This window comes from Veillonella sp. ICM51a, assembly GCF_000524355.1.
Lineage (GTDB): Bacteria > Bacillota > Negativicutes > Veillonellales > Veillonellaceae > Veillonella > Veillonella atypica.
In genome coordinates this window covers 62,639-84,528 of the sequence record NZ_JAPX01000036.1, presented here as the reverse complement: position 1 = coordinate 84,528, position 21,890 = coordinate 62,639, and the positions used below count along the sequence as shown (strand labels likewise).

The window sequence follows — 21,890 nt, the reverse complement described above, 5'->3', positions numbered from 1 at the left end:
AATTAGTTATGTAATATAGTACTTTCAGAATAGACATATAAGGAGTAACGATGCGTCTTCGTAGAAAACCGTGGATTGATGAGGCTATCCGCGAGTATGATTCACACATTATTTTATCAGGACAAGAGGCTTATAAAGGCAGATGGAGAGAGGCTTTTTCGCATCCAGAAAGACCATTATACATGGAACTAGGCACTGGTAAGGGACGATTCATTGCGGGTATGTCTGAAGCATATCCAGATGCAAATTTTGTTGGTTTTGAGGTTCAAATCGGTGTAATTTACTATGCAGCACAAAAGATTTTCGAAGCTCAACGAGACAATGCAAAAGTATCTTTATTTGATATTGCAGGAATTGAAGAAATTGTGGCCCCTGGAGAAGTAGATCGATTTTATATCAATTTCTGTGATCCATGGCCTAAGGCTAAACATGCTAAGCGTCGCTTAACATATCATACATTCCTTGACCGCTATGCACGTTTGTTAAAAGATAATGGCGAAGTACACTTTAAAACCGATAATGAAGACTTGTTTATGTTCTCTCTAGAGGAGTTCAAAAATTGTGGGTGGGAACTCAAGAATGTCACCTATGATTTACATAGTACAGATTTACCGAATGTAAAAACGGAATATGAAGAGAAGTTTAGCGCAAAGGGACAACCTATTTTCCGATTAGAAGCAGTGAAACCGACTGTTACTAAGGAGGCATAATATGGTGCAAAAAGGGGAAAAGAAGGGGCACTTTTGGGAGAAAGTGTTTAAGAACGACCTACAAGGCATGTTATTGCCTATAGCGCTTATGGCCTTGATTGGTAGCATTAATATCTTTAGTGCCACCTATGTTGGGTCGATTACAACAGATACTGGATTGTTGGGCTATGCACCGAGACATTTAGGTTATTTATTGGCTTCTGCTATTTTGGGTGTCCTTTTGTATCGATTTGATTATCGTCGATTACAAAATGCTAAATTACTGACTTGGATAATGGGATTGACCGCAGTATCCTTAGTGGCTATATATTTGGTCGGTGTAGAGGTCAATGGTGCGCGCCGGTGGATTTCTCTTGGCCTATTCTCGTTCCAGCCATCAGAGTTTGCTAAATTGGCTGCACTCATGTGGACAGCAGCTAAATTGGCGGATAAACCGTGGGTAAAACCCAGATTTACATCTATGATTAAACCTAAGAAGGGTTTATCTCAAAAAGAGGTAGCATTAGGTTATATTTTTGAACGCGTAAGATATATGTGCTATATGTTGCTTTGGCCGATCATATTTGCTTTGCTCACTATTAAACAGCCGGATATGGGGACTGCCGTATTGATTATAGGTTTCTCATACCTGTTAATATTCTTATCTGGCTTTGAGAAAAGTATATTTGGCTTATCTTTGATGGGGGCTATTGTCGTAGGTATTTATGCTGCTCGTAGTAGTTCGTATCGGTGGGAACGCGTTGTATCTTGGTTTGATCCCTGGTCCTATGCACAGGATAAAGGCTATCAAACTGTACAAGGTTTGTTAGCCGTAGGCTCAGGTGGGTTCTTTGGACAAGGCCTTCTGAATGGTACGTCAAAGTATTTCTATCTACCTGAAGCACATACGGACTTTGCCTTCGCTGTTTGGGCACAGGAAATGGGCTTTTTAGGCGGTATTCTGGTCGTATTCTTAATGGCTATGTTTACGTATTTTGGATTCCGTATTGCTAATAGAGCACGCGATGCTTTTGGTAGATGGTTAGCCATTGGGATTACGATTCTCATCAGTGGTCAAGCATTCTTCAATATCGCCATGGTTTGTGGTATGTTGCCTGTAACAGGTGTGCCATTGCCATTCGTTAGCTATGGTGGTTCTTCTCTAATGATGAATTGTTTAGCTATCGGTATTTTAGCAAGTATTGCGAGACGTGGCGTAGAAGGTGTTAAACCAGTAGGTAATAAGGAAACGTTGCCGTCGTTGCGCGAGGAAACGCAGAGTCGGTTTAGACCGAATAGAACGGTTGAATCTAAATTACCGGGACGTTTTGTACCACCAAATAAACGATAATATATGTGTTGTGTATGAGGGAAAATTATGAACGATTTTATTGATATTCAAGAACGCCCATCATTGGGTAAATTATTGCCACTTAGCTTTCAACATTTATTTGCTATGTTTGGCTCTACCGTACTTGTACCGTATTTGTTGAAAGTCGATCCAGCAACGGCATTATTTATGAATGGTATTGGTACATTGCTGTACTTATTTGTATGTAAAGGCAAGATTCCAGCCTATTTAGGCTCTAGTTTTGCTTTTATTGCTCCTGTCAGTGCGGTATTGGCTGCAGGCTTGGGTTATGAGGCCGCTAAAGGTGCCTTTGTTGTATTTGGCTTATCCTTTGTTATTTTATCGTTCTTAGTTCGCTATATTGGTATCGGTTGGATTGATAAATTATTCCCACCAGCTGCGATGGGGGCTATCGTTGCTATCATCGGTCTTGAACTAGCTCCAGTCGCTATGGGTATGGCTGGACTTATCGGTGATCAAAATCTTGGCATGTCTCATGAGCAGGCTATCATAGTATCTATGTTCTCCTTGATTGTGACCTTGTTAGGAACCGTCGTATTCCGAGGATTCCTTGCTGTAATTCCTGTGCTTATCGGCGTAGTGGCAGGTTATATCTTATCTGCTATCATGGGCGTTGTCGATTTCTCCGCTGTTGAAGCGGCACCATGGTTCTCGCTACCACAGTTTTATGGTATGCCTGAATTTGATATCAATGCCATCGTCATGATTATGCCAGCATTATTTGTAGTATTTGCGGAACACGTGGGTCACCTTGTTGTTACAAGTAACATCGTATCAAAAGATCTTATGAAAGAACCTGGCTTAGAACGTTCTTTATTAGGTGATGGCCTTGCCAATATTCTTTCTGGTTTCTTTGGGGCTACACCAAATACAACGTATGGTGAAAATATTGGAGTACTAGCAATTACACGGTGCTTTAGCGTTTGGGTTATCGGCGGTGCATCTATATTGGCTATGATTATTTCCTTCGTGGGCAAGGTAGCCGCTCTTATTCATGCCATTCCAATCCCTGTTATGGGTGGTGTATCGATTCTATTGTTCGGTATCATCGCGGCTTCTGGCTTGCGTATGCTCGTAGAACGCAAGGTAGACTATACAAATCCTGTTAACATGATTCTTACATCTGTTATTCTTGTTGTAGGCCTTAGTGGTGCACAGCTCGTAATTGGTCCTGTTGTTTTAAAAGGAATGGGCTTGGCCACTGTTGTAGGTATGGGGATGAGCATTGTACTTCTTATCCTACAAAAAACAGGTATTGGTAATGATCAATTAAAGAAAACGGATGTATAATTGATTATACATTTAACTATATAGCAAGACTTATAATTAACGCGTAGCTTTTCGGCTACGCGTTTTTGTATAGTGGGCATTTATATATATCATAGAAGCGTGTCTATTGGAAAAATATAAATGTCTATTGTATAATATATTGTATGAAATGATTTGTGAAAGGAGGTTTATATGGATTATATTTTTTGGCTTATTATAGGTCTCGTATTGATGGCTATTGAACTAGTTATACCTGGTGGTATTGCGGGTCTTATCGGGTACTGTTTGTTTATGTGGGGCGTATTTATCGGCCTTGGTGGTACAGATATAGCCTTATATGCGGTGCTCGGTATCACGATTGTATTAGTCGTGGTATTATTAACCTTCTTTAATCACTTTTCAAAAACCTGGATTGGCAAGCTCTTTACCTTAGGGCAACGATCTACCACAAAAGCTGGATATGTGTCTAATGATGTATTAAAGGATCTAGCTGGCAAGGAGGGAGTAGCGCATACAACATTACGCCCTGCAGGTATTGCTAAAATTGATGGTAATTTGGTAGATGTTGTAACCGAAGGGGACTTCATCGATGCCGGTTCACCCATTGTGGTGCTTCGTGTTGTAGGCGGCCGCAATATTGTTAGAAAGCGCGACTAAGCTTTCACCACATCGTCGTATATAATGGAGGTTACTATGGATGTAGGTATTTTAATTTTGATTCCCATTCTATTGATTGGGATTATGGTATTCTTGTATGTTGTGCCATTAGGCCTTTGGGTATCCGCATTGGCAGCCGGTGTTAACGTAGGCATTTTTACATTAGTTGGTATGCGTTTACGTCGTGTAAATCCATCTCAAATCGTAATGCCTTTGATTAAGGCGAATAAAGCGGGCCTTGAGGTTAATGTAAATCAATTGGAAGCACATTACCTTGCTGGTGGTGACGTTGACCGCGTTGTAGATGCATTAATCGCTGCTGAACGTGCATCTATTCCGTTGACATTTGAACGTTCTGCTGCTATCGACCTCGCTGGTCGTGATGTATTGGAAGCGGTTCAAATGTCTGTTAATCCTAAGGTGATTGAAACACCAATCATTTCTGCAGTGGCAAAAAATGGTATTGAACTTAAGGTTCGTGCTCGCGTAACGGTACGTGCTAATATTGATCGCCTCGTTGGTGGTGCTGGTGAAGCTACAATTATCGCCCGTGTTGGTGAAGGTATCGTAACAACGGTAGGTTCTTCTGAAGAGCATACAGATGTATTGGAAAATCCAGATCACATTTCTCGTACTGTATTGGGTAAAGGCCTTGATGCGGGTACTGCATTCGAAATCTTATCCATTGATATCGCTGACGTAGACGTAGGACGTAACATTGGTGCTCAATTGCAAACAGACCAAGCGGAAGCAGATAAAAAAATCGCACAAGCTCGTGCCGAAGAACGCCGTGCTATGGCAGTTGCTACAGAACAAGAAATGCGTGCTAAAACACAAGATATGCAAGCTAAGGTAGTGGAAGCACAAGCTGAAGTTCCTAAAGCATTGGCAGAAGCTTTCAGAAACGGTAATCTTGGCGTTATGGATTACTACAATATGAATAATATTATTGCAGACACTAAGATGCGTGAGAATTTAGCAGATGGTGAATAGGAGTAGCTATGGACTCTATTTTGTCTACAATACTATCGGCCTTTACGCATAATCCTATATTTGTTCTAGCTATAATTGCTTATATCGTGTTCTCCTTTTTGAAAAGCTCAAAGACTGAAGATGCTGATGAGTATGAAACCTCAGGTGCTGAAAAGACTTGGGAGGATATGGAGCGTGAATACGGTATTTCTATTGAACGTAAAATAGAAGAACCTCCGGTTAATGCTACATCTAATGATGCTGGCTATCAGTCGTCTAATACTCAGATTTCTTATAATCAATCTGCAGAACAATCTAAAAAAGAGCAACCTAAACAACGAGAAGGACATAAAGTATCTACTAGTAAAACGGTTGCAGTTTCTACATTGACTGAGCGCCTAGCAGAATTTAAGCGCCAAAAAGCAATGGAAGAAGTAAAGATTCCTCTTGTTGATGTAGAGACTCATACGAAGCCTGTAACGAAGAAGGCTCGCAAGTCGTGTCATGATATTAAAGAAGGTATGAAATGGGCTTTTATATTAGAAAAGCCGAAGGCATTGCGTCATAGGGCTCGATAATGTATATCTGTTCCTGATAAAGGCAGGGTTCCCAATGGTCACCGGGGTGACTATTGGGAACCCTTTTTCTATTGCTAAGACTATAATTAGCCTTTCATAATAAGTGTAATAGGTGTGTGAATATAGTTCGCCTAAATTATGTGAAAGGAGCGATTATATGTATCGCAGCGTACGAAATATTCCAAAACAATTATTAGAGAATCTATATGTTAAAGAGAAATGGACCTTACGAGATATTGCCGATTATATTGGGTGTAGTGTAGATACAATTGTAAGGCGTATGCAGATGTATAAGATTGCGCGACGTGAAACGCGTAAAGATATCAATCGCGCAACCTTGGTAAATTTATATGAAGTGAGTCATACTAGTATTGAAGCCTTGGCCCGTCGTTTTAATGTATCCACTGCGACCATATCTAATCGATTACATGAGTATGGACTGCTGTGTACTCATGACCATTCTATACATAGTGTAGAACCAGATCGTATTAAAAAGGCTTATGAAAGTGGTAATAGTACAACTCGTATTGCCCATATGATGGGGCTTTCACGATGGAAGGTATTACATATCTTACATCACATGGGGGTCAATATACGCGGTGGGCGGCGTAAGGTGATGCCTATCGATGAAATGAGCTATTTGTATAGCTATCATGGGTTGAGTACAAAGGATATAGGTATTGCCTATCAACTGCAAGCTAATACGGTTGCCTTATATTTACGAGAATCTGGTGTTGCTTTGCGTGGTAAACGGTTAGAGGTAGATACGAATGAGATTAGTAGATTACGGATGGAAGGATTATCCATTGCAGCTATCGCACGACAACTCGAATGTTCCCCGTCTGTTATAAGAAACCGATTAAAGCAGCAACAAACTTAGTAAAGACGTAGTATTGTATGGTGTCGTATGGTAAATCTGTATAAACCTCAACTCATTCGGTATAGAAATTTGTAGTTAATTACTATATACTTAGATTTATATGATGATGGGAGGTTTATTATGTTCGAATATTTAACATTATTATTACCATTTTTACTGCTAGGGTTCATCGCCGCCGGCCTATCTAGAATATCTGGTGTGGCGTTATCCATGATTATCGTACCAACCTTGTTGATTTGGGGGGCTACACCACTAGATGTGGTTGCGTTTATGCTCCTCTTTGTAGTGTATAATAATTTCACATCTGAAACACAAGATGTACGCCTTGATTACAAGGATCTCGTATTATTTCCTAAATGGCGCTTGTTAATTCCTTTAGTTTTGACGGTAGTTGGTATCTTCATTAATCCAGCTATTGGTATTGCTGTCTTTATGGCTTGCTTTGTATTGGAATTGCTAGCAACCGTGTTCAAACGCATTCCTGAATCGGAACGTCCTGCTGTTCATCGTGTTATTGTACTTTCCGTTCTCAGTGCTATTGTAACCGCTATTGGCGCCTATGTAGGTCCTACTATTAGTGGGGATTACTATTTTGGCTTAGTTGGTTTAGCCATCTTGGCCATTACTGCCTTTGCTTGGTATGCAGGCCGTAATCGAAATGCATTTAAAGGCATTTGGGAATTTATCTGGGTTGATTTCGGCATTTTGCTTGGTTTATTCGGTATTGAAAGCTCCAACTATCCATCTGGGTTGACTCGAGACTATAAGAGTTCTATGGATCGTATGCTACCAATGATTACTGTAGTAGGCGGTTATGCGGGATTGATGGTTATCTTTGGCGTATATGGCATGTTCTCATTGCCATCCTTTATTACTGCCATTGGTGCGGCCATTGGTATACGCTTGTTCGGCTTGTACGAGTTCCCTAAACGCGGCACCTTCTCTTACCTAGCAATTGGATTTGCTATAGCTGCCGTTGTATGTTTATATCTCGTATCTCCTGTACCAACAGGATTTGATGCGGTCAATACGATTATGACCCAACCTATGGTTCAATAAAAGGTGAGTTTTATCATAGTATCAATCATCTAAACTTGTTAATGTGAGAGTAGATAGTTAACATAAACAATAAGGAGATGTGTATCGTGAAAGATAATACTACTGTTGAAGTACACTCTAATGAAGTTGTAGAGACGAGACCATTTCCGCCATTCTTGCCGAAGAATGCAACGGTTATGATGATGGGAACATTTCCACCAACATCTGAAAAGCGAGCCATGGAATTTCATTATCCGAATTTTCAAAATGATATGTGGCGTGTTTTCGGTTTGGTGTTCTTTGATGATAAAGAACATTTTAGAAAAGGGGAAGAAAAAGCATTTGATGCGGAAAAGATTAAAGCTTTTTTATCTCAAATTGGTATAGCTTCTTGTCCAACGGTATTGAAAGCTATTCGTGAGCATGGTAATGCATCTGATGCGTTTTTAAAGGTAGTTGAGCCCGTTCCTCTCGCTGACGTATTAGCACAAATACCAGATTGTACTCATATTGGTACAACAGGTGGCAAGGCTACAGAAATCTTACTTAGTTTATTACCTGAAAAGGTAAAACTACCTAAAACAGGAGAAACGACTCCTTTTGTTTATGAAGGTCGAGAACTTTCTTTGACGCGTTTGCCATCTACCTCTAGAGCCTATCCGTTGAGTCTTGTGAAGAAGGCGGAGGCTTATAAAGCATTTTTTAAAGCTTGTGGATTAGAAACAAAATAATTGAATAATAGTAGGATACCTTTGATGGTCTATTCTAACTGGTAAATTAGAGTAGAACCTATCAAAGGTGTTTTTATTATTAAAAATTTACGTAAATAGGTGATATGGTAATTTGCTTATTATATATAAATCTATGAGATTAGTCATAATTAAAAGTGATAACAAAAATAACTATTTAATTCTTGTTTTTTATGATGAGAGGTCTATAATTAACCAATGTCATTATATGGTTGACAAATATTTTAGAAATAGGAGTTGATACTATGGATAAGGCTAAGGAGGCCTTATGGACAAGATCGTTTGTCCTCGATACTTTGATTAATTTCTTAGTATTTTTGATTTATTATTTATTAATTGTTATTATTGCCGTAGTGGCAAAAGATAACCTTCACGCCACAGCCAGTCAAGCAGGCTTAGCTGTTGGTATATATATTATCGGTACCGTCGTGGCACGATTGTTAGCGGGACGCTTTATTAGTGTCTTAGGTTGCCGAAAGATGCTGTACTTAGGTTTGTTTATTTATTTGGCTTCAACAGCCATGTACTTCTATACACCTAACTTGTTAATGCTCGATAGCGTTCGATTCATAAATGGTTTTGCTTACGGTATTACATCAACTGCAACAAGTACGATTATTGCTGCTATTATACCTCAATCTCGTCGTGGCGAAGGGATTAACTACTACGGTTTATCTACTTCTCTTGCTGCTGCAGTAGGTCCATTCTTAGGTATTTTAATGCTTCACAGTCTTGGCTATGATTTTATCATCGCATTCTGTGTTGCACTTATCGTTATTTGTGGCATTGGCGCCGTAATTATGAAGTTTAAGGAGCCTAAGCTTGATATCGATTCTGAAGCTCATAAGGGCATTAAGATTTCCGATTATATTGAACCTCGTATGAATTCTATTAGCCTTGTTTCAGTGCTTGTAGGCTTTGCATACTCTGGTGTTATCGGCTTTATGGCAGCCTATACAAAAGACTTAGATCTTATTATGGCAGGTACATTCTTCTTCGTTGTCTATGCCGTAGTGATCACTATTACAAGACCTTTACTTGGTATTCTATTTGATATGAAAGGAGAAAACTTCGTTTTATATCCTTGCTTCGTATCTTTAGCTCTTGGTATTTTCTTACTATCCATTGCTCACTCTACATGGCTTGTACTTTTATCCGCCGTGTTCGTAGGTCTTGGATATGGTACATTCATGTCTAATGGTCAAGCGGTAACAGTTAAAATTGTACCAATTCACCGCATTGGTGTTGCCACATCAACATACTTTATCGCCTTGGATGTGGGCCTTGGCTTTGGTCCATATATCTTAGGTGCCATTAAAGAAGTTGTAGGTTATACAAGCATGTTCCATGTAACTGTAGTAGTTGCCCTTGTAGCTTTAGTTGCATATTACTTATTCTACGGCCGATATGTAGGAACCGACAAAGACCTTTCCTTGAAAGCACGTGCTGAAGAAGAACAAATTAGAAATCGTAAACGTAATGGTAAACTTGCGTAGAACAATGTTTTACATTGGATATATAATTTCATAGAGTAATAAAAAATGACTATTCGAGCAGTTGCTCGGATAGTCATTTTGCTATCTTATAGTATTATTTTTCGATATTTACAATGTTGATGATAACTTCAACAGCTTTTTTCATATCGTCGATACATGCAAATTCATGACGACCATGGAGATTTTCTACACCAGTAAAAATATTAGGTGTTGGAATGCCCATAAAAGAAATTTTAGAGCCATCGGTACCGCCACGAATAGGATCGCAGATAGGTGTGATACCTGCTTTTTCCATGGCTGCTTTGGCTACGTTTACACATTCCATATTGTCTTTGATGATATCGTACATATTGTAATATTGATCTTTTACGGAGACTTCGCAAACTTCACGGCCATAGATTTCATTTAATGTTTGACCTGCTTGTAGGAAAAATGCTTTTTTCGCTTCGAACAATTCTTTGTCATGGTCGCGGATGATGTAGTTCATCTTACCAGTATCTACTTGTGTTTCCATGCTCATGAGCATAAAGAAACCTTGACGACCACAAGTGTGTTCAGGAACGGCCGCCCCAGGTAATAACGCGTCAAATTGCATAGCCAGTTTAGCACAGTTAATCATGATACCCTTTGCTGTACCCGTGTGAACCGATACGCCTTTGAGCGTTACAGTACCGCCAGCCGCATTGAATGTTTCATACTCGAGTTGACCTAGGCTTTCACCATCAATCGTATAGGCAAAGTCCACAGGGAATTGTTTCACATCAAAGTGATCTGCGCCAGTACCAATTTCTTCATCAGGGCCAAAGGCACACATGATTTTACCGTGTTTGATTTCTGGGTGAGCCACGAGATAGGAGAGGGCTTCCATAATTTCGCAGATGCCAGCCTTGTCGTCACCGCCGAGTAGTGTGAGACCATCTGTTACGACCAAGGACTTACCAATATAGTTCTTTAAATTAGGAAAATCTGTACGACGTGTGAAAATCTGATGTTCTTCGTTGAGGCAAATATCGTTGCCATCATAGTTTTCAATGATGCGTGGCTTAATATTTTCTGCGTTATAGTCGGCCGTATCCATATGGGCGATAAAACCAATGGAAGGGGCCTTTGCATCTGTGTTAGCATTTAATGTACCGATGACAAATCCGTTTTCTCGATTGTAGATGACCTCATCAAGACCAATTGCTTTCAAATCAGGAACAAGTACATTGGTAGCAAAATCGACTTGCGTTTGCGTACTGGGAATCGTTGTACTTTCCTCGTTAGACCGTGTATTTATGCTTGTATAGCGTACAAAACGTTCAACCATTGGTTCCATAATAAGCCTCCTTGAGAGAATATATAATTAGTTGATACCATAGTTAGACTTAATTAGTCCTATATATTTTAATTGTAGACTAGTAGTACATAAAATGCAAAGTCTATCGATGCATAATGTGTAAAAATATTCGTATTATGCATATAAAGCAATTGAATCGTATATAATGCCGTGTTAGTATAAAGGTGGATAGATATACGTTTGTGTTTTTTATGAGGAGGTTTTACTATGTCGGACGAAACTCGTTCTATTCCGCCCGTAGAACCGGTACTTGATCCTAAAAAGGACTACGAAGAAATTAATTCATACGTAGTATTTTGGGGCCTGTTCTATGCAGCAATCTTTACACTGGCTGTTGGCTATCTATGTTTGAAAATCGGTCAAACAGTAGATGCCTTTGCTCCAGTATCTGTACTTGCCATGGGTACAGCAGTTATTTTGAAACGGAAAAATGCGTTTGCTGAAACTGTACACATTCAAGCAATCGCCAGCTCTAGTACAAACACATTAGCTGGGGCTATGTTCTTCTTGCCAGCCCTTTACATTTGGGGTGTAACAGATGTAACCTTTACACAAATGGCAATTCCAATTATTCTCGGTGGCGTACTTGGTGTTCTATTATGCGTTATGTTCCGTCGCTATTTTGTAGAAGAAATGCACTATGTGTATCCATTCCCAAGCGGTCGCGCTGCAGCTGAAGTATTGATGAGTAATGAAGGTAGTAAAGCTAAATTGATGTTAGGTTCTGGCCTTATTGCTCTCGTATATGACTTTATTCTAAACAGCCTTGGCTGGTGGGAAGAGGTCATTCGTACAGCTACGTTTAAATGGGGCGCTGCCTTAGCAGACCAAACTAAATTGACGGCTGCCGTAGACACTGATGCAGCGTTGCTCGGTCTTGGTTACTTTACAGGCCTTCGCTATGCAGCGATTATTGCAGCGGGCTCCTTCTTCTCTTGGTTCGTATGTATTCCAATTGTATACTTCTTAGCACCAGAACATGTGATGCACATCAATGGTCAATCTGTATTTTTAGCGGATGCTCCAATTCGTAAGGTATTCCTTGATTATGTGCGTCATATTGGTATCGGTATGCTTGCTATGGCCGGCATCATTGGTCTTTTGAGCATGTCTAAGGTGGTTGGCAGCGTTGTTAAAAAAGCAGTTTTAGATATATTCACATCCAAAACTACAGAAGTTAACTTGCTCCGTACGCAACGTGATGTTCCTACATCTTGGATTGGTGCAGGTATCTTGTTATGTACCGTTTTATTTGCCGTATACTTCCACTTTATGTATTCTGAAAGCCTAGCGCAAACAGGCGTAGCATTCTTAATCGTTCTAATTATGTCCTTCTTACTTGCTGTAGTAGGTATTAGCTCCATTGCCTATACTGGTACAGAACCGGTATCCGGTATGACAATCTTTATGATTATCATTTCTGCTGTATGCTTAACAGCTGCTGGTATGACTGGTAAAGTCGGCATGATTGCAGTCCTCATGATGGCATCCTTTATCGGTACAACCATCGGTATGGCCGGTAACTTTATGTCCGAACTTAAGGTAGCGCACATGACAGGTGCTACACCTAAAAAAATGGAACAATGGCAAATCGTTGGTACCATTCTCTGTGCTGTACTTTCTGTAGGTGTCATGATCTTATTAAATGGTGCCTATGGTTTCGTAGGGGACCATGCATTGAATGCTCCTCAAGCGAATGCAATGGCTGCCATCATTGAACCAATGATGACTGGTGGTAGTGCACAATGGCCTTTATACATGGCAGGCGCATTGTTTGCAATCATCTTATGGATGGTGAAAGTTCCACCGTTGGCATTTGCATTAGGTACATATCTACCTATGGAAATCAACACCCCATTACTAGTTGGTGGTTTGATTGCATACTTTGTACAAAATAGTACAAACGATAAAGCGTTGGCAGACCTTCGATTCTCCAAAGGTAGTACAATTGCATCCGGTCTTGTAGCCGGTGGTGCTATTGGTTCCTTGTTCAGTGCTGTACTTCGTATTGCAGGTATTGATGTATTTGCTCAAGAATGGGTAGAAACACCAGAAGCAACATACCTCAGTATTGTAATGTACTTGTTACTCTGTGCATTCTTGTACAAGGTAGCCATGTACATTAAAGATAAAAAAACAGCTAAATAATATGAATCTCATCTAATGGGATTGCGAATAACGCTCTCTATGAATATAATTCGTAGAGAGCGTTTTCTATATGGAGATGATTGGGGGATTGTCTTTGATATATAGATATAATCTATACCAAATAAAACATATTTATATAGTAGGAATTATTGACCTAGGATATATAGGGTGATATGATATGTTTATGTTATTTTAGAGTAAATCTATAGTTGTTAGATTATGTAGAAATTTTAGTTAGTAATAGGTATGAGATTGCTAGCAAAATTCCAAATGCGGATGTACGACAATTTAATATTATTGTTGATGCCTTTTTGGAATTAGAGAATAAAGGCGTAGATGTAGTTATTAACGATACGCCAGTAAATGAGTATTATGTAAATAATAAAGGCCGTGGCATTGCTAAAGTAACCGGTGAGGACTATGATGCGGCACCCCTTGGTATTGCTGTGAAAAAAGGTAATACGGAGTTACTTGGTAAAATAAATGATGGATTAGCAAAAATTAAGGCTAATGGTAAATATGCAGAGATTTATAAAAAGTGGTTTGGTAAAGAACCACCTGCAGAAGATTTGAAATAGGTGATAGAATGGCTAAACGAAAAGCATTTTTGAAGATTGTAAAGGAAAATGGACCTCTTGTACTAGATGGTGCATTCGGTACAGAATTAGAGCGTCATGGATGTAATATTCATGATGAGTTGTGGTCGTCTAAGATGCTTATTGAAAATCCAGAAATCATCAAAAAAGTGCACATTTCCTATTTGGCGGCCGGAGCAGATATTATTGAAAGTTCTGGTTATCAAGCAACTGTAGCCGGGTTTAAAGCTCATGGGTATGGTACAGAAGAAGCACTAGATTTGGTGAAGTTATCCGTTCGTTTAGCCGTGCAAGCACGTAATGAATTTTTAGAAGCTAAAGCGAATGATGCGCTTACATTGCGTGGCATTACATTAGGTGAACAATTGCCAGATGGCAGTGTCCGTTACTTCTCTGAAGGGGCCTTACCAAAACCATTGGTTGCCGCCTCTGTTGGCCCATATGGTGCTTTCTTGGCAGATGGCTCTGAATATCGTGGTGATTATGGTGTACAAACCGAATATTTGGAAGTATTCCATATTCCTCGTATAGCATTATTTTGCGAAGAAAATCCCGATGTGTTAGCCTGTGAAACGGTGCCGTGCTATGATGAGGCTATTGCCATTGCCCGTACCTTGTGTGATCCACTTACGACAAAAGGCATTCCTGCATGGATTTCTTTCTCTTGCAAAGATGAACATCATATCTCAAGCGGAGAGACCATCATTAAATGCGCTGAAATGATCGATAAGGTGCGTCAAGTGACGGGGATAGGGATTAACTGTACAGCGCCGGAATATGTAGAATCGGGTTATAGGACAAAAAGTGTTGCTATTTTAGTCCCAAAGATTGGTAAATAGGCGATCATAATTATGCAAATCACTCCAAACAATAGCATCACCCCAAGTCGGAATAGAAGCTTCTAACCTAGATTGTTCATGTATGGTATGATATATATCAGAAATACTCTTGTTGGTCGGCATAACCTTAAGTATTTCTGCATTAGAAAGCGGGTTTGGTGAGTGCATATAGCACCACCAGAACACCGCTTTTATTCGTCTTTCAATAGACATTCCTCTATGATTACGTAACATAGTGCGTAACTGAGCATTTACACCACCTTCTATACGATTATTAGTAGCTGGGCAGGCACATGTTAACGATGCATCTAAGTAAGTAAATAAACATCTTTTGTTAATCAATTTAACTAAGGAATTTTCTGCTTTTATAAGTCGTTCATGTTTAGGTCGTATCGTACCATTTTCATCAACTGTTATTTCTGATAGGAATACTCTATGTCGTACTTTCCATGACATAACGTTTTGTACCCACTTTATAGCATGATCTTGCGTGTGTATTGTTAATAAATCCCTTGCAATTCCATATAACTCACAACCAGCAATCGTTTTAGGACGTATTGTTGTATAGCGTTTTACTTGTTGAAATGCATGAAATAAGCATCTTTGTAGTTTGGCTTTCGGCCAAACTTTTTTTAATGCCTTTTGAAAGCCGGTACCACCATCGGATATAACTACTATAGGTGATGAAATACGTCGTAATAAAGCCTCCCAAGCCTTAGAATGCTCATATCTACAAACATACCAGCCTAAGACATGCGTCTCATTACAACAGATTAAAATACAAGCATTTCTAGCTAAATAAATACCATCAACAAATACCACACTACTTGATGATTCAACTTTTGGTGGTAATGGCCAAAGCTCCCAAAACTGTGATGTTTTTCTACGAAATGAACGTCCATCGCCAGCCATATCTAACTGTGTGTGTTTACCAAATAACCAATCCAAAAATATCTGTAAATTATTGTTAGTTTTATTCACTTTATTTGTGAATGAGTAAGAACATTGATTACAATACCAACGTTGAGAACCCGCATTTGTTTTACCATTTCTCTTACAGACGAAACCACAATTAGGGCATCTGACTAGTTTCATAATTATACTCCTTCTAAAAAATATATCTCTTTAGAAAGATAAAACCTCATTTGAGTCAGTAAAATCAAGGAGTTTCAGACTTTTTAGCAACACTTTTTGTCCTATATGTAAAAGTTACTCAAAAAGATAAAATGCCGATGGAGCTAGTATTTAACTAGTTCCATCGGCATTAATAGCAACACTTTTTGTCCTATAACCCGTAGAATCCTTAATCAAAGATATACGGTCTGTTACAAATAAGCCAATTGCTGTATATCCAAATCTTGGTGAAACCTATGATGGAGAAACCAAAACATGGTCAGGTGGACAACAAAGCTTTATTGACTATGTTGATGTATGGCGCAAGGCCGGGGCTAATATAATCGGTGGGTGTTGTCGAACAAATCCTGATATCATTCAAGAAGTAGCAAAACAAATACATGTAAAATAAATGAGAGGGACTGTATAAGTACAGTCCCTTTTTGCTTGTATATAGAAAAAGAAGGTCATCCATCGGATAACCTTCTTATATGTGGCGGAGAGACAGGGATTTGAACCCTGGGTACGGTATAACCGCACACATGATTTCCAATCATGCTCCTTCAGCCGCTCGGACACCTCTCCATGTATTCTGTTGTGTAACAGGTACTTGTATAGTATATGAAAAAGTTAGATTTATGTCAAGAACAAAATAGTAGAATTATTATAGTTTCATAAGAGTTTTAAAAAGCCGCCCCGAAGGACGGCTTTTAGTATGTATATTATAATACTTCTTTGATTTCTTGTGCATCGATGGATGCTTTGATATCGTCTGCCATTTTTTCGATTAATGGAATATCTTCTTCTTTCAAAGAGGATTTGATATCAAGAGGTTGGGATACGATTTCAATATCTTTGAAGTCGTTTTCGAAATGAGCAACCATTGTTTTCATTGCAGCGGAAGCCCAGGAATGGTTTCCGATGATGGATACCTTATGATTTTGGAAGTTAAGCGCTTTTAACTCGTGAATGAAGTTTTCCATAGTAAGGTATAGGTTCAAGTTATAAGTTGGTGCAATTGTTACCAAGTTTGTATATTTCCAAGCATCAGCGATGATGTAGGAAGGATTAGTTTTGGAAACGTCGTAGATTTTAATATCTGTAACACCCCGTTTAGACAATTGTTTAGCCAATTGTTGAGCGATGTCACGAGTGTTGCCATACATGGAACCGAAGGCGATAACAACACCTTTTTTCTCAGCTGTGTAGCTGGACCAGTGTAAGTATTTGTGCAAGATATATTCAATCGTTTCAGGTGTACGCCAGATTGGACCATGAAGTGGAGCAATGCGTTTGATTTCAAGACCGGAAACCTTGCGAATTGCATTTTGTACTTGAGGACCGTATTTACCAACGATGTTTGTGTAGTAACGACGAGCTTCATCTTCATAGGTTGCTACGAAATCAGTTTGGTCAGCAAAGATGTTGCCATTGATTGTACCAAATGTACCGAATGCATCAGCAGAGAACAATGTACCTGTAGATTTTTCATAGGTACAAGTTACTTCTGGCCAGTGAACCATAGGCATTGTGTAGGATACAAGAGTATGTTTACCTAAGCAAATTTCGTCGCCTTCTTTTACTGTGTAATATTGATCAGGCTTTGGTGTGCGGTAGAATTGTTCGAACATGCGGAATGTTGTTGCGTTACCAACCATTTTACAATTTGGATAGCGTTCCAATGTTTCTAACAATGTTTGACAGTGGTCAGGTTCCATATGGTTTACGATGATGTAATCAAGATCACGACCATTTAAAAGGTGGGATAAGTTGTCAAAGTATTCTTCGCGAATTTCTGCATCAACAGAGTCTACAACGCAAGTTTTTTCATCATCGATGAAATAGCTATTGTAGCTTACACCATTTGGAATAGGGAATAAGTTTTCAAAACGTTCAGTTGTCCAGTCATTACTACCAATCCAGTAGATATTATGGGTCATTTTTTGAGCACAATGCATAGTAATATCCTTTCCTTACACATATGTATATACATAACTAACCTCATCCATGTGATGACGGTTTAATTAATTATATTGACATCTTATAATACAGTTTTTTTCGAAAAAAATCAATATATCGATATATGTCAATGTGTTATAACTGTGTTAACTTTCACATATTAGAATGTGAAAGTTTGTAAATATAGCCCATTCCGAAGAATGGGCCATATAGATTATTTAAAGTATTTTACGCCGGATGTGAAGATTGGCATTTCTAAGTTGCCTGGAATATTTTTATTAATATCTGCACCACAGCGTTCGGAGTGCGCCATTTTACCAAATACGCGGCCATCAGGGCTATAAATACCTTCGATAGCAGCCACGGATTGGTTAGGATTAAATTGTCCATCCATGGATGCTATACCGTCAAAGTCGACATATTGTGTAGCGATTTGACCAGTTTTATTGAATTCCAATACCTGTTGTGGGGAGGCAATAAAGCGACCTTCACCATGAGATATAGGAACCGTATAAATTTCGCCAGCTTTAGCTTCACACATCCAAGGAGATTTTGTAGAAATAACCTTAGTGTTGGCCATACGGGATACGTGGCGTCCAATGGTATTGTATGTCAAGGTAGGGTGATCTGCCGTTAATGTTTCAATATGGCCACCAGGCAATAGACCTAATTTAATCAACGCTTGGAAACCGTTACAGATACCGAGAACTAGACCATCTTGTTTATAAAGTAGGTTTTCGAGGCCTTCTGCAAGATATGGGTTGCGGAATAGGGTAGCCATGAATTTACCAGACCCATCTGGTTCATCGCCACCGCTAAATCCACCAGGGAACATAAGAATTTGAGACTCTGCTAATTTAGCTTTGATTACGTCAATAGATTCTTTTAATTGTTCTGGCGTTTGATTGCGAATCAGTACGATGTCTGCAATAGCACCAGCTCGTTCAAAAGCACGAGCGGAATCGAATTCACAGTTAGTGCCAGGGAATACAGGGATAAGTACCTTTGGTTTAGCACCTAAGGAGGTACTGCGAGGTTTTGCGTGCTGATCGTGAATGTAAGCTACCGCTTCACCAGTACCGGATTTTGCTTCCAATGGGAATATATCGGATAATGGTTTTTCGTATGCTTTTTCGATTTCATCAAGTGTTACAGATTGGCCATTCCATTCGATGACAGGTTTGTCTTGGGTAACTGCAATAACGCGAACGTCGGACAATTCAAGTAAATGGTTAACCGCTGTAATATCTACTTCTACGATGAAAGAACCTATAGCTGGTTGGAAAATAGCTCGTTCTGCATATTTGTCGAACTTAGCGCCAATTTTATTGCCGAGAGCCATTTTGGAAACTGCTTCAGGGATGCCACCTTGGTCTACTACATAGGCAGAGTATACGCGACCTTTTTCAATTTCCTCTTGTAAGATATCACAATTTTCTTTGAAGTGATCCCAGTCAGGTGTATCGTTGTACGTACGAGGTACATCAAAGTATACGAGACGATGGTCAGGTCCTTTTAAATCTTGGCTTACAATATTTTTAACAGGAGCTGTTACCGCTGCGAAGGATACGAGGGTAGGAGGTACCGTTAAATCCATAAATGTACCACTCATAGAATCTTTGCCGCCAATGGCACCAATCTCAAGTTCTTTTTGCGCTTTGTACGCACCTAGAAGTGCTGATACCGGTTTACCCCAAGATTCTTTGGAGTGTAAACGTTCAAAGTATTCTTGTAAAGTAAGGTATGCATCTTGACGACGACCACCGAGTGCCACAAGTTTTGCAACGGATAAAAGCACGGCATATTGTGCGCCATGGTATGGACTCCAAGCGGACAATTCAGGTACAAAGCCATGTGTCATAATACTAGCAGTTGTTGTTTCACCGTGAAGAACTGGTAATTTTGCCACCATACCTTGGGTAGGTGTTTTTTGATATTTACCACCAAATGGCATGAGCACTGTATTGGCCCCAACTGTGCTATCAAAGCGTTCAACAAGGCCTTGTTGAGAAGCAGTATTTAATGTAGATATTGCTTCGAGCCATTGATCTTTGAAATTGTCGGCACTTGCAGAACCACGACGGAAATAAGATTTTTCAGTAGGAGCTGTCACTACAGCTTCTTGTTGTTGACTCGCTCCATTTGTATTTAAGAAATCACGACTGATATCGACAATTGTTTCTCCGCGCCATGTCATGATGAGGCGATTTGTATCGGTTACATCGGCAACGATTGTGCATTCAAGATTTTCTTCATCGCAATATTTCATAAATGCATCAACATCGGCTGGTGCAATGACACAAGCCATACGTTCTTGGGATTCGGAAATAGCGAGTTCTGTACCATCGAGACCGTCGTATTTTTTAGGTACTAAGTCAAGGTTGATGGTAACGCCATCTGTTAGTTCACCGATGGCTACGGAGACACCACCAGCACCAAAGTCATTACAACGTTTGATGAGTGTTGTTACCTCAGGGCGACGGAATAAGCGTTGAATTTTACGTTCTGTAAGGGCATTCCCTTTTTGAACCTCTGCACCACAAGTAGCGAGGGATTCTAATGTATGTTCCTTAGAAGAACCTGTAGCCCCACCGCAGCCATCACGACCTGTTTTACCACCGAGTAGTACGATGATATCACCTGGTGTTGGTACTTCACGTCGCACTTGATTGCGCGGAGCAGCACCGATAACAGCACCGATTTCCATGCGTTTTGCCACATAACCTGGATGATAGTATTCTTTAACTTCGCCAGTAGCAAGGCCGATTTGGTTACCATAGGAGGAATAGCCACGTGCGGCTTCAACAGTAATTTTCTTTTGTGGTAGCTTGCCTTCTAGTGTATTGGCTAGCGGTGTACGAGGGTCTCCGCTACCAGTGATGCGCATAGCTTGATATACATAAGAACGGCCACTTAGAGGATCGCGGATACAACCGCCAAGACATGTGGCAGCACCACCAAAAGGTTCGATTTCAGTTGGGTGATTGTGAGTTTCGTTTTTGAATAGCAAGAGCCATTCCTCTTCTTTGCCATCTACATCAACGGGAACGATGATAGTGCATGCATTGATTTCTTCGGATTCATCAAGGTTAGTAAGACCGCCTGCATGACGCAATTCTTTTACAGCTAATGTGGCCATATCCATGAGAGAACGAGCTTTCACCTTAGTTGTATATAACAAATTGCGACCTTCCGTATATTCTTCTAGTGCCTCCTTGATTGGTTCTGTGAAACGACTCTCTTCGATAGTAATATCCGTTAACTCTGTCATAAATGTAGTATGGCGGCAATGGTCAGACCAATATGTATCGAATAAGCGAATTTCTGTAATAGTTGGATTGCGTTTTTCTACATTCTTGTATTGCTTTTGAATTAATTTGATATCTGCCAATGTCATAGCGAGTCCATATTCGCTAATCATATTTTGTAGTGCATCCTCTGACATTTCTGTAAAACCGTCGATGATAGCTACATCTTCTGGCTCTTCTAGTTTAAGTGCCAAGGTATCAGGTAACTCGAGACTTGCTTCTCTAGAATCAACAGGATTGATGTAATATTGTTTGATTGATTCTTTTTCTTCGTCTGTAAAAGTACCTTCTATGACAAATACTCTTGCACAACGAACGGTATGACCTGTTGTCAGTGTGAGCATAGAAATACATTGCTCTGCACTGTCTGCACGTTGATCGTATTGTCCTGGTACATATTCGATAGCAAAGACAAAAGCATTTGCTGGAATATCTAATGTTTCTGCTACTAAATCAACAGGTGGTTCAGAAAAAATCAAATGTTTAGCCTTTTGTAATGCGTCATCGCTAAGATTTTCTACATCATAACGTTCATAGATTTGCACGGCTGTAGCTGGTACATGTAATTCTTGCTGTAATGTAGCTAATACATGTGCTGCTTCATTAGCGAAAGCATCACGTTTTCTTACAAATAGTCGTTGAATAGCCATATAGCCTCCTGTAATATGCAGAATAAATGAGTTCTGGTGTTGACAAGATTAGTATAGTCGGTCTAGACTTATAAGTAAAGATAATCTTACTTATATAAAGATTAACGCTACTTATAAATATGAAATTTTCATGAAGGTCATAAGACCAAAATTTCATAAACCGTAACAATAGCATCTTGTTTTGAGTAAAAAGTAGAATATTAATAATGTATTACTATACTATTAGTATATAACAGAG

Annotated in this window: 16 protein-coding genes, 1 tRNA gene and 2 pseudogenes; 14 read left to right on the top strand and 5 right to left on the bottom strand. The window is 39.5% G+C overall.

The features are described from left to right. Window positions 1–50 precede the first annotated feature (50 nt). The 10 genes from trmB to HMPREF1504_RS06505 all read left to right on the top strand — a co-directional run bounded on the left by trmB (window position 51) and on the right by HMPREF1504_RS06505 (window position 9,700). The gene (gene trmB, locus HMPREF1504_RS06550) at window positions 51–710 is read left to right on the top strand and encodes a tRNA (guanosine(46)-N7)-methyltransferase TrmB (protein ID WP_038124516.1); all 660 of its coding nucleotides are present in this window, start codon (window positions 51–53) and stop codon (window positions 708–710) included. Window position 711: 1 nt separating this feature from the next. After that, the gene (locus tag HMPREF1504_RS06545; RefSeq protein ID WP_005377720.1) at window positions 712–2,040 is read left to right on the top strand and encodes an FtsW/RodA/SpoVE family cell cycle protein; all 1,329 of its coding nucleotides are present in this window, start codon (window positions 712–714) and stop codon (window positions 2,038–2,040) included. Between the two features lie 27 nt (window positions 2,041–2,067). After that, a complete protein-coding gene (gene uraA, locus HMPREF1504_RS06540; RefSeq protein ID WP_038124512.1) occupies window positions 2,068–3,351 on the top strand; it encodes a uracil permease in 1,284 nt (427 codons plus the stop codon). Between the two features lie 171 nt (window positions 3,352–3,522). Continuing rightward, window positions 3,523–3,987, top strand: a complete 465-nt coding sequence (locus HMPREF1504_RS06535; protein WP_005377650.1) for an NfeD family protein — start codon at window positions 3,523–3,525, stop codon at window positions 3,985–3,987. A 36-nt stretch (window positions 3,988–4,023) separates the two neighbouring features. Next, window positions 4,024–4,980, top strand: a complete 957-nt coding sequence (gene floA / locus HMPREF1504_RS06530; protein WP_005377705.1) for a flotillin-like protein FloA — start codon at window positions 4,024–4,026, stop codon at window positions 4,978–4,980. Window positions 4,981–4,988: 8 nt separating this feature from the next. Beyond that, complete coding sequence (locus HMPREF1504_RS06525; protein WP_038124507.1) at window positions 4,989–5,537, top strand: hypothetical protein; 549 nt, start codon at window positions 4,989–4,991, stop codon at window positions 5,535–5,537. Window positions 5,538–5,694: 157 nt separating this feature from the next. Then, window positions 5,695–6,417: a helix-turn-helix domain-containing protein gene (locus HMPREF1504_RS06520; RefSeq protein ID WP_005380182.1), complete on the top strand. Its 723-nt coding sequence runs from the start codon at window positions 5,695–5,697 to the stop codon at window positions 6,415–6,417. A 120-nt stretch (window positions 6,418–6,537) separates the two neighbouring features. Further along, a complete protein-coding gene (locus tag HMPREF1504_RS06515) occupies window positions 6,538–7,476 on the top strand; it encodes a hypothetical protein (RefSeq protein ID WP_038124504.1) in 939 nt (312 codons plus the stop codon). A 77-nt stretch (window positions 7,477–7,553) separates the two neighbouring features. Then, window positions 7,554–8,186 carry a DNA glycosylase gene (locus HMPREF1504_RS06510; RefSeq protein ID WP_051411688.1) on the top strand — a complete coding sequence of 211 codons (633 nt, stop codon included), beginning with the start codon at window positions 7,554–7,556 and terminating at the stop codon, window positions 8,184–8,186. A gap of 263 nt (window positions 8,187–8,449) precedes the next feature. After that, window positions 8,450–9,700 (top strand): MFS transporter, encoded by a 1,251-nt coding sequence (locus HMPREF1504_RS06505; RefSeq protein WP_038124498.1) that lies wholly within the window; start codon window positions 8,450–8,452, stop codon window positions 9,698–9,700. A gap of 94 nt (window positions 9,701–9,794) precedes the next feature. Here the strand turns inward: HMPREF1504_RS06505 and pepT are convergent, their stop codons facing one another. Further along, window positions 9,795–11,018: a peptidase T gene (gene pepT / locus HMPREF1504_RS06500; RefSeq protein WP_038124495.1), complete on the bottom strand. Its 1,224-nt coding sequence runs from the start codon at window positions 11,016–11,018 to the stop codon at window positions 9,795–9,797. A gap of 228 nt (window positions 11,019–11,246) precedes the next feature. On the opposite strand from pepT, the gene HMPREF1504_RS06495 reads away from it, so the two are divergent. From HMPREF1504_RS06495 to mmuM, 3 genes and pseudogenes are all read left to right on the top strand, one after another. Then, window positions 11,247–13,187, top strand: a complete 1,941-nt coding sequence (locus tag HMPREF1504_RS06495) for an OPT family oligopeptide transporter (RefSeq protein WP_016475982.1) — start codon at window positions 11,247–11,249, stop codon at window positions 13,185–13,187. Window positions 13,188–13,435: 248 nt separating this feature from the next. After that, a pseudogene (locus tag HMPREF1504_RS06490) lies at window positions 13,436–13,765 on the top strand (transporter substrate-binding domain-containing protein); the annotation flags it as partial. Between the two features lie 8 nt (window positions 13,766–13,773). Beyond that, window positions 13,774–14,622 (top strand): homocysteine S-methyltransferase, encoded by an 849-nt coding sequence (gene mmuM, locus HMPREF1504_RS06485; protein WP_232203330.1) that lies wholly within the window; start codon window positions 13,774–13,776, stop codon window positions 14,620–14,622. On the opposite strand, the gene HMPREF1504_RS06480 is transcribed toward mmuM, so the two are convergent. Continuing rightward, window positions 14,599–15,717, bottom strand: a complete 1,119-nt coding sequence (locus tag HMPREF1504_RS06480) for an IS256-like element ISVesp1 family transposase (RefSeq protein ID WP_038124491.1) — start codon at window positions 15,715–15,717, stop codon at window positions 14,599–14,601. The two genes, mmuM and HMPREF1504_RS06480, sit on opposite strands and share 24 nt — an antisense overlap. A gap of 199 nt (window positions 15,718–15,916) precedes the next feature. Between HMPREF1504_RS06480 and HMPREF1504_RS10230 the strand changes: the two are divergent. Further along, window positions 15,917–16,147 (top strand): annotated as a pseudogene (locus HMPREF1504_RS10230) (homocysteine S-methyltransferase family protein); the annotation flags it as partial. An 82-nt stretch (window positions 16,148–16,229) separates the two neighbouring features. Here HMPREF1504_RS10230 and HMPREF1504_RS06475 read toward each other — a convergent pair. The 3 genes from HMPREF1504_RS06475 to HMPREF1504_RS06465 form a co-directional block, all read right to left on the bottom strand. Further along, window positions 16,230–16,320, bottom strand: a tRNA-Ser gene (locus HMPREF1504_RS06475). 137 nt (window positions 16,321–16,457) lie between these two features. Beyond that, window positions 16,458–17,693 (bottom strand): FprA family A-type flavoprotein, encoded by a 1,236-nt coding sequence (locus HMPREF1504_RS06470; RefSeq protein WP_005382151.1) that lies wholly within the window; start codon window positions 17,691–17,693, stop codon window positions 16,458–16,460. Between the two features lie 215 nt (window positions 17,694–17,908). Further along, a complete protein-coding gene (locus HMPREF1504_RS06465; protein ID WP_038124488.1) occupies window positions 17,909–21,652 on the bottom strand; it encodes a phosphoribosylformylglycinamidine synthase in 3,744 nt (1,247 codons plus the stop codon). Window positions 21,653–21,890 lie beyond the last annotated feature (238 nt).

Coding starts and splice junctions, on each gene's coding strand:
- trmB (WP_038124516.1), top strand. CDS start 51: ATGCGTCTTCGTAGAAAACCGTGGATTGATGAGGCTATCCGCGAGTAT.
- HMPREF1504_RS06545 (WP_005377720.1), top strand. CDS start 712: ATGGTGCAAAAAGGGGAAAAGAAGGGGCACTTTTGGGAGAAAGTGTTT.
- uraA (WP_038124512.1), top strand. CDS start 2,068: ATGAACGATTTTATTGATATTCAAGAACGCCCATCATTGGGTAAATTA.
- HMPREF1504_RS06535 (WP_005377650.1), top strand. CDS start 3,523: ATGGATTATATTTTTTGGCTTATTATAGGTCTCGTATTGATGGCTATT.
- floA (WP_005377705.1), top strand. CDS start 4,024: ATGGATGTAGGTATTTTAATTTTGATTCCCATTCTATTGATTGGGATT.
- HMPREF1504_RS06525 (WP_038124507.1), top strand. CDS start 4,989: ATGGACTCTATTTTGTCTACAATACTATCGGCCTTTACGCATAATCCT.
- HMPREF1504_RS06520 (WP_005380182.1), top strand. CDS start 5,695: ATGTATCGCAGCGTACGAAATATTCCAAAACAATTATTAGAGAATCTA.
- HMPREF1504_RS06515 (WP_038124504.1), top strand. CDS start 6,538: ATGTTCGAATATTTAACATTATTATTACCATTTTTACTGCTAGGGTTC.
- HMPREF1504_RS06510 (WP_051411688.1), top strand. CDS start 7,554: ATGTGTATCGTGAAAGATAATACTACTGTTGAAGTACACTCTAATGAA.
- HMPREF1504_RS06505 (WP_038124498.1), top strand. CDS start 8,450: ATGGATAAGGCTAAGGAGGCCTTATGGACAAGATCGTTTGTCCTCGAT.
- pepT (WP_038124495.1), bottom strand. CDS start 11,018: ATGGAACCAATGGTTGAACGTTTTGTACGCTATACAAGCATAAATACA.
- HMPREF1504_RS06495 (WP_016475982.1), top strand. CDS start 11,247: ATGTCGGACGAAACTCGTTCTATTCCGCCCGTAGAACCGGTACTTGAT.
- mmuM (WP_232203330.1), top strand. CDS start 13,774: ATGGCTAAACGAAAAGCATTTTTGAAGATTGTAAAGGAAAATGGACCT.
- HMPREF1504_RS06480 (WP_038124491.1), bottom strand. CDS start 15,717: ATGAAACTAGTCAGATGCCCTAATTGTGGTTTCGTCTGTAAGAGAAAT.
- HMPREF1504_RS06470 (WP_005382151.1), bottom strand. CDS start 17,693: ATGCATTGTGCTCAAAAAATGACCCATAATATCTACTGGATTGGTAGT.
- HMPREF1504_RS06465 (WP_038124488.1), bottom strand. CDS start 21,652: ATGGCTATTCAACGACTATTTGTAAGAAAACGTGATGCTTTCGCTAAT.